The 2,303-nt window shown below is 70.8% G+C and carries 2 protein-coding genes; both read right to left on the bottom strand.

The features are described 5' to 3' along the window. Window positions 1-31 precede the first annotated feature (31 nt). Window positions 32-1,567, bottom strand: a complete 1,536-nt coding sequence (locus OO70_RS50155; RefSeq protein ID WP_078651920.1) for an ISKra4 family transposase — start codon at window positions 1,565-1,567, stop codon at window positions 32-34. A gap of 45 nt (window positions 1,568-1,612) precedes the next feature. Then, window positions 1,613-2,260: a hypothetical protein gene (locus OO70_RS50150; RefSeq protein WP_051742510.1), complete on the bottom strand. Its 648-nt coding sequence runs from the start codon at window positions 2,258-2,260 to the stop codon at window positions 1,613-1,615. Between the last annotated feature and the right edge of the window lie 43 nt (window positions 2,261-2,303).

The following is a 2,303-nucleotide window of genomic DNA, read 5'->3' as shown; positions in this document are numbered from 1 at the left end:
GGGTGCGGCTCTCGTGGAGTGAGCTTGCCGGTCAGGCCAGGAGTTCGTAGTTGTGCCGGTCGGGCCGGGGGTAGAGGCGTTCGCGTTCTCTGTGGGTGTGGAAGGTCCAGTACTGCGGGAAGTCGCCGTTGCTGATGAGGGCCCGGAGGGTCAGGACGGCTTCGGCTCCGGGGACGGTCCACCTGCTGCCGGTGATATCGAGTCGGTCGGCCACCAGATGACGTGCGGCGCCTTCGGCGATGCCGCTGGCGATCGGCCATCCGGCCGCGAGTGCCTGGTCGTAGTGGAGATAGGCGGCGTTGTTCTCCAGGTAGCGGCAGGCCCGGTCCGCTGCCGCCCGTTGGTCTGGGGACAGGTCCAGCCGGTCGGCTTGTGCGCGGATGCCGGTGACGGCGCCGAGGGCGTCGCCGGCCAGGATCCGGGCGGCCTGGGTGCCGACCCAGGTCTCGGCGTCCGGATCGGTGGCGGTGTGGAAGCACCGCGAGGCCGCCCACAGCTTCTCGATCACGTGGACGATGTCGAGGACGACATGGATGGTGACGCCCCGTCGGGCGGCCTGCGCATGGATCAACTCCAACTGGTGCTCAGCGCCGTCGACCAGGACCACCCAGCACCGGCGGTGCTGCGGGTCACGGGCTTCTGCCTGGTCGAACGCGGCGGCAATGACGTGGTCGGCGTCGTGCTGGACCGAGGCGGTGAGCCATTTCGCGCGGGCCTTGGGCCCTTTGCGCGGGGTGCGGCGGGTGGTGCGGCCGCCGGGCGGGGCGATGATGTCGTGCGGCCGGCGCACGGCCGGTTCCGCGTCGTGGACGACGGCGAGGGTGGCCATCCGCTTGCGGCACGTCTTCTCCCCGGCGGACAGCCGGGTGCGGAACGTGCGCGTCGCACGCTCCGCCGCCTTCCGTGTCGCTTCCCGCAGATGCCCCGGGCGCATCACGATCCCTTTGCCGTCGACACTGAGCACCAGCAGCGTCCGGCTGCCAGCCGGGGCAGGGGCGCGGGCGGCATAGAAAGCCGCGATGTCCACCGCGGCTGCCTGCACGAGCTGTTCGGCCTGGCGTTTGCCCACCGCCCGCGTCCCGCAGCGGCGTTCGATCGCGTCCAGGGCGTGGTCGTAGGAACCGCGGACCGCTTCCAGCACCACCAGCCGGCGCAGCCCCAGGCTGTGCCGCTCGCGCGGCAGCCCCAGCACCTCGTCGGCCGGATAACGGTTGGGCAGGCCCGCAGCGCGCAGTGCGCAGCGGGTGACGGTCACCGGCCCGACCACGGTGGCCAGTTGGCGCCGATGTCCCTTCTCCAGGCGGGTCCGGCCCGCGGCGAGCTGGGCCCGCCCGCCGGTGTCGAGGGCCGCCAGTGCGGCTTCCTCCCGGCGGGCGCGCAGGTCGAAGTGGCCCTGCAGGAGGAGGCGGGCCAGCTCCCTCGCCCCGTTCTCGGCGTCTTCCTCGACCCGTTCGTGGGGCAGGAGCAATGCTTCGGGACGGGAGAGGGAATCGATGAGACAAGTGAGGAAAGAAGCGGCTCGGTCAAAGGGGTCAGCCGTCGCGGCGGCCGCATAGCCTGCGGTCATCGGGCTCTCGCTTTTCGGGCGGATGAATGGGTGGCACCTTCGACGCTAGGGACGAGGGCCCGACCCCACACCGGCGCGGCGGTGCGAGCCCTCTGTGCCGCCTTGCTCCGGCGCAACCGCGCCCGCCGTCACCGCGGGCTGCGACGCGAACAGTCCCGGCTCCGCCTCCGTCAGCCAGCCCCGCTCGACCAGCCGTTTCAGTCTCGACCGGAAGCCTTCCACCTTGCTCTTGTCCGTCGACAAGCCCAGCGCGGCACAGATGTGATGCGCCCGCATCGGATGCACCGCATCCGCGAGCACCTCAACGATGTCCCGGTACGAACGCGGCAGCGCCCCCACGACCAGCTCGGGCGTCCACTGCGGCACCAACCGCACCCCGACCGGCGATCCCACCGGCAAATGGTGCTCCTCCGTCTCCGCCTCGCCCGCGTCCCCTTCCGCCCCGGCAACCGAGATTGTCTCGTCGCCGGACAGGATCTCGGTCATCGTCTCCCGCGTGATCTGCAGCCGGGACAACACTTCCTCCCGCTCAGCAAGACGCTTGGTCAACTCCTCGATGCGGTCCCGCAGTTCGGCGATGTCCTCTCGTGCGGCAGCCTCCCGCCGATCGAGTTCCTCCAGCCACGACACCATCGCCGCCTCCAAGACCACGTCCTGGAACACGACGATCCGCCGTTCGACCACGAACGGCAACGGCGCACGGCATCACCAGCTCACTACAAGAGAGCCGCACCCA

The sequence above is a fragment of the Streptomyces xylophagus genome (assembly GCF_000716435.1).
GTDB classification, from domain to species: Bacteria; Actinomycetota; Actinomycetes; order Streptomycetales; family Streptomycetaceae; genus Streptomyces; species Streptomyces xylophagus.
The sequence above is the reverse complement of the archived record's forward strand: the minus strand, read 5'-3'. Positions and strand labels throughout refer to the sequence as shown.

Excerpts from the sequence above, each read along its gene's own strand:
- OO70_RS50155 (WP_078651920.1), bottom strand. The coding sequence starts at position 1,567 with ATGACCGCAGGCTATGCGGCCGCCGCGACGGCTGACCCCTTTGACCGA.